Genomic DNA, 5,883 nt, shown 5'->3' with positions numbered 1-5,883 from the left:
ATTCTTATATTTGTTGATGCGTGCGGGGAATCTGTTTTTAATAGCGCAAACTCACTGCTAATATTTCTCACCAAGTTGTATTTAAATAGATTAAAAACGGGTGAAACACGACGGGATCACTTAAAAAAAGATATTTTTTTAATAATAAAAGCACTTGGCCACCGGCGTGTGGATTGTAAAATTGCAGAGATAGGGCTGGAAGTCTGTGAGTTTGTTCAAGATAACGTCAGTGATATACCGTTAATATTGCAATGGCATATCAATTGGTTTTTAACACTCTGTCATTTCAATAGACATGAAATTGCGTCGTTAGAGAGCATGGTAAAAACAGAAATTTCGCAAGATCAAAAGGGTACGCTTTTAGAAGAATGGTTCTCCACCATTAGTTCAACACAATTACCTGATGCAGAAATCCCCCCTAATATGGCAAAGTGGCAGATTGAGTGGATACAACATTACTGGGAGAAACCGATAAAACGTTCACTACCGCCATTTTGTCCTAACGAACAAAACCATGTTGTGAGTCGTGCACAAAGGCAGATATATAATTTGCTTAAAAATAAATATCCAAGAGATTGCATTGGGTTAGAGTGTGATATCGATGGTTTCAGTGTCGATATATTGCTATACGATTATAATATTGCCGTTGAAATTGACGGTTCGAGTCACTTTGTTTATCCAGATCCTGAATGGATCCATTCCCAAAAGGCCATACACAGTTCACTCACACGTAGATCATATAGAACCAAATATCACTTTGTTGATTATATGCTCTCCCAATATGGCCTCACTGTTTATCGCATCAGTTCAGGGGAAGCTGCGAATCATAGTGATGAATCTATTCAGCCCATATGCACTCAGATAGATAGGGTAAAATGCGCCCAGCGAATGAAGGCTGAGAGGGAAAGTGAGAGAGGTAGGGATCATAGAAAGATAGACGAGAAAAGTCGGGGCCATAGCAAGATAGACGAGAAAAGTCGGGGCCATAGCAAGATAGACGAGGGAAGTCGGGGCCATAGCAAGAGGGACGAGAAAAGTCGTGGTGAGAGAAGTAACAGCGATTGAAAGCCGCCATACACTGCATCAGGCTTGTTCAATGTAGAATAACTACGATCACAAGCCTTTCTAACACTTGGCGGCTTTCAGCACCACTGAGTCATATGCCGAATTGAGAACGACCTCTAGAGTCAGGTTAGTTTTCTCTGTTTTTGAAGTCGTCAATCCAACGCTTCATAGCTTTAATCGAGTCAATACGAATGAAGCTCGCATGGGCTAATGAGTCATCAAGCAAACCACCGGTGGGAATGAGAGGTTTACTCTGTACCAGGCCATATCCATTGTCGTAATCAGGGCTTTGGGGTAAGTGAGGTACGTCGTTAATAGCCGGCGTAATCAAGGGTAATTCTGCCAGTTCAGCCAGCACTTCTGTTGATCGGTTGAAAACAATCTCGTCTCCCATCCCATACTGTACGACGAGCCCTTTAGGCTCACGGCCGTATATCGGGTTGCGTATGTAGTGGGCGAAATTTATGGCATCACCATGATCGACTTGCTGTTGAATTGCATGAATAAATAGTGCCGATTCACCCGCCGTGGCGGAGTCAGGGATCAGGTTCTCGAAACCGAAGCTTTCAAACAGGGTTGAGTGGGAGAGGATGTTTGCCAGCCCGACCCCCGTCACCTGTAAAAACGCATCTTCCAAACCTGTGGATGTTGCGACAAAACTTGTTCCCAGTGCCCCACCCATTGAAGTGCCTTGATAAACAATGCGATTACTGTCGATGTCTGGAGTGTTTATTCCCCCTGGAAACCAGATAGAGTTCCAGACATTTGATTTACGGGGAACTACATCCAGATTTGCCAGTGAGGTTTTGAGTGCTGTCAGTACAGACATCATATCGAGGGATGATTGCGTAACCATCCCAGATACTTGTGTCAGTGTCTCAGGTGTCATAAGCCCCCGAAGGTTGCCACCATCTTGTTCCGACCGTGATCCATGATAAGGCTGGTCGATGACTATAGTTGCAATGCCTTTTTCTGCATTTGGATAAGCGACAGTTACCAGCATGCTTTCTTTCGTGACCCCCAGTCCATGACCATAAATGGATACGGGAGCCGAACCGTGCTTTGATGCTGCAGGCAGCATCAGAATAAAGTCGGTCCAATAGGTTTTACTCTCAGTTATTTCATGAAAAGGAACGGTGCCATCGGTTTCACGCCTTAAATCACTTAACCTGATCTGACCTTTCACAGCAGACGAATAAGGCCAAATGTTAATACGATGTACTTTCAAATTGCGCACAGGGTGAAAATCATTAGCAACCTGATCCATTAAAGAAAATAAAGGATCATTGTTTGTTCTCTCATCACCAATTGAGAAATCAACAAAAGTAATAACGTTTTCTTCACTGATTCCCAATGCTGAAAGGCTTTCAAGTGAGTTGCGCATACTTTGTGCACTGTCCCAATCCGCAGTGCCATTGGTCAACTTTTTAATAGATGGATGTGATTCAAATGGATGGCCATCAATTTTCAAAAGTTTATTTGTAACAACTGCTATGTAACTGTGTCCGTATTCAAATCGGGAACGTGGATAAATTTCAATGATATGAGCCTTATCCGAGAAGCGCTCAGCCATTGAGTACTGAAAACGTTGTGTTCGAATAGGGTGTCGCTGTCCGGTATTTTTATTAATCACGAGAACTGTTTGCCCTCCATCATTGGGAAGGCTGCTCTCATCAAAGTCGTCTGGCAATTCAATCATAACTGGAGCTGCTGCAGAGAAGCCTGTTGCACCCTGAAATATCTGCGGTGAACTTAGGTTGTTTATAGCGTCTTCCACACCTTGACTGAAAAGTGTTCCTTTCAGGTCAACCCTCAGCCCTGTGGCACTGCCGGAATAACTCTGCGTATAGAAATTGCTGGGGAAGGGGAGAGTGCATGTGTTTACTGACATGGGGTGACAGGTTTGTTCTGCATGTACCGAGAGGGTAATAAATAGAAACAGCCAGGTTGTGAGAGAGCATGTTTTGCTCATAAGTGTGAGAACTTCACTTTTCATATTTTGTTCCTTGTTTTAATTTTTGAAACGAAAATAGGAAAAAGAGGGAAAATTCATTCAACTTCTACATAAAACGTTAGCCGCTTTGTCCGAAAATTATTTATATCACAGAACTATCAGTTAACGATAATTGTTTTTAGATACTGCTGTTTCAATGAATTGCGCTGAACGAATGGTTATTTCTTTGGAATTGTTTCGATGATTCCTGATCTTTTCCCACAATAATGAATTAAACATATTTAACTGATTAAAATAATTTCTCTTAAAGTAGTTAGATGGCCTTGTATTAAAAAACCATCATAATTCATGTTTTATTAGCATACTTTTATCGATTAATTATCACGAGAGTATCACGGATTTATTATTTTAACGTTGAATATTTTTAACTAAAAAAATTCCACTTAACAACAGTAGATTTAAGTTTGTTCTTGTTGGTCAGAAATTGAAAAAATAGCTATTGAATTACAAAGAGTTATTAAATTACAAAGAGTTAGCTCAGATATAGATTTGCCCTATCAGCTTGATTTGTTTTTTTAAATAGTTCAGTCGTGTTTTTATAAATTAGCCTGATGTTGATGTCCATCACATCAAAAAAGGAAAATAACAATGAATCCTGCAAAACCTGCATTTTTAATAAGTGTCCTGTTTCTATCCATATCAACTCACGCCGCACAGTTAACCAGAGACAATGGTGCTGTGGTTGGCGATAATCAAAACAGCCAGACAGCCGGTTCAGCAGGCAGTGTTCTTCTGGATGATGTTCACTTGGTGCAGAAGCTGCAGCGTTTTGCCCGGGAGCGTATACCTGAACGTGTCGTCCATGCCCGTGGTACAGGAGCATGGGGGGAATTCGTGTCGGCCGGTGATTTCAGTGATCTCACTTCAGCCGATCTGTTTTCCCAAAAGGGAAAAAAAGTTCCCGTACTTGTGCGTTTCTCAACAGTAGTTCACTCAAAAGGTTCACCTGAAACACTACGGGATCCTCGTGGGTTTGCCACCAAGTTTTATACTGGTGACGGCAATTGGGATTTAGTTGGTAATAACCTGCCGGTTTTCTTTATTCGTGATGCCATTAAATTTCCTGATATGGTTCACTCTCTAAAACCATCCCCTGTTACTAACGCTCAGGATCCTAATCGTTTCTTTGATTTCTTTTCCTTTGAGCCTGGGGCCACACATATGTTGACTTGGGTTTATTCAGATTTTGGAACACCGGCAAGTTATCGAAAGATGGATGGCTTTGGTGTTCATGCTTATAAGATGGTGAATGAAAAAGGTAATGTTCACTATGTGAAATTCCAATGGAAAAGCCGTCAGGGTATTGAGAGCCTGACCGCTAAGCAGGCAAGTGACATTCAGGGTAAGGACTTTAATAACCTGACCAACGACCTCTATTCCTCTATCAACGCAGGTGATTATCCGCAATGGGATCTCTTTGTTAAAATCCTCAAGCCTGAACAACTGGATGACTTCTCTTTCAACGCTTTGGATGCGACCAAGGTTTGGCCGGGTGTTCCTGAAACAAAGCTTGGCACCATGACTTTGAATAAAGTGCCGAATAACTTCTTCCAAGTGACAGAGCAGGCCGCCTTTGCGCCGGGAAATATTGTAAAAGGCATTGAACCATCAGAAGACCGGTTGTTGCAGGGGCGGGTATTCTCCTATTCCGACACACAGCTCTATCGTCTGGGTGCCAATCATCAGCAGTTGCCAGTGAACCGGGCACTCAATACCGTGACCAATCATAACCAGGACGGTTTAGCGGACAGTGGTCATACGGTTTCCGATGTAAACTATGAACCTAGCCGTATTCGGCCACTTACTGTTGATGCAGGGGCTCGTTACAGTGAAACGGCTCTTTCCGGTACAACCCAGCAGCGTGCAATCAAGAATCAGGAGAATTTTAAACAGGCGGGAGAACTTTACCGTAGCTTCACAGATAAGCAGCAAGACAATTTGATCAAAAATCTCGCAGCGGATTTGAGCCAGGTAAAAGACAGCACCACCAAGCACATCATGCTCAGCTATTTCCATAAAGCAGACAGTGAGTACGGCAAGCGTTTAACCAAGGCTGTGAATGGCGATCTCAGTAAAGTCAAAAAGCTGTCTTACGCACTGTAAACCACAATCTCTGAAAGCACTATCTGCTTCTTCCGGTGAGCGGGAAGAAGCAGATAAATACAGGACTAGAAATATGTTGAACTTCTTATGTAAGTTAACCGTCTGGTTTTTACTGCTGTTCAGTGTTCACAGCTTTGCAGTTGTTGATGGACAGGTAAGTGAGGAGGATAGGCAGGAGTTGAGAGGCTACTTTTTTACGGCAGCAAGAGTGGGCAATATTGAAGTGATGTCAGCTTTTCTCGAAGCTGGATTGTCTCCAGACATGCGTAACCCGAAAAGCTACACACCACTGATGCTGGCAGCTTATAACGGCCAGCCAGAGATGGTTGATTTTCTGTTGGCTCAAGGTGCCAACCCCTGCCTGCAGGACAAACGGGGCAACACGGCTCTTATGGGCGCCATTTTCAAAATAGAAATCAGCATAGCCAGAACCCTTATGAGAGCGGACTGCGATTTGCAAACGACAAACAAGCAGGGGCAGACAGCAAACGACATTGCTACTCTATACAACCAGAATGCCCTGAAGGAACTTTTGGTGAAGTACGATATATAGCCCTGTACTGCCTCGCGCATAAGTGTTCTAGCTTTTCATAGCGTCAGCCATTCCACTTCTCAAGATGGCGCCATAGTACATTTATTGGGCTCTTTCGCAGGTTGGCTGATCATTTCTGAGCCTCCTGTCGAATTTTCAGATACAGATA

At 43.0% G+C, this 5,883-nt stretch carries 4 protein-coding genes; 3 read left to right on the top strand and 1 reads right to left on the bottom strand.

Annotated features, from left to right (window positions below; all coding sequences use genetic code 11):
• A partial coding sequence (locus tag QMA35_RS20685) for a hypothetical protein (protein WP_281649044.1) occupies positions 1-1,065 on the top strand: 1,065 nt, incomplete at its 5' end.
• A 127-nt stretch (positions 1,066-1,192) separates the two neighbouring features.
• On the opposite strand, the gene QMA35_RS20680 is transcribed toward QMA35_RS20685, so the two are convergent.
• On the bottom strand, positions 1,193-3,061 hold the full coding sequence (locus QMA35_RS20680; RefSeq protein ID WP_281649043.1) for a hypothetical protein: 1,869 nt from the start codon (positions 3,059-3,061) through the stop codon (positions 1,193-1,195).
• Between the two features lie 606 nt (positions 3,062-3,667).
• Between QMA35_RS20680 and QMA35_RS20675 the strand changes: the two genes are divergently transcribed.
• Positions 3,668-5,182 (top strand): catalase, encoded by a 1,515-nt coding sequence (locus QMA35_RS20675; RefSeq protein ID WP_281649042.1) that lies wholly within the window; start codon positions 3,668-3,670, stop codon positions 5,180-5,182.
• Between the two features lie 73 nt (positions 5,183-5,255).
• Entirely contained in the window at positions 5,256-5,735 is a 480-nt protein-coding gene (locus tag QMA35_RS20670; RefSeq protein WP_281649041.1) for an ankyrin repeat domain-containing protein, read from the top strand.
• The last annotated feature ends 148 nt before the right edge of the window (positions 5,736-5,883 follow it).

The organism is Parendozoicomonas sp. Alg238-R29 (genome assembly GCF_947331445.1).
Taxonomy (GTDB): domain Bacteria; phylum Pseudomonadota; class Gammaproteobacteria; order Pseudomonadales; family Endozoicomonadaceae; genus Sansalvadorimonas.
This window is presented reverse-complemented; position numbering and strand designations above follow the sequence as displayed.

Coding starts and splice junctions, on each gene's coding strand:
- QMA35_RS20670 (WP_281649041.1), top strand. CDS start 5,256: ATGTTGAACTTCTTATGTAAGTTAACCGTCTGGTTTTTACTGCTGTTC.
- QMA35_RS20680 (WP_281649043.1), bottom strand. CDS start 3,061: ATGAAAAGTGAAGTTCTCACACTTATGAGCAAAACATGCTCTCTCACA.
- QMA35_RS20675 (WP_281649042.1), top strand. CDS start 3,668: ATGAATCCTGCAAAACCTGCATTTTTAATAAGTGTCCTGTTTCTATCC.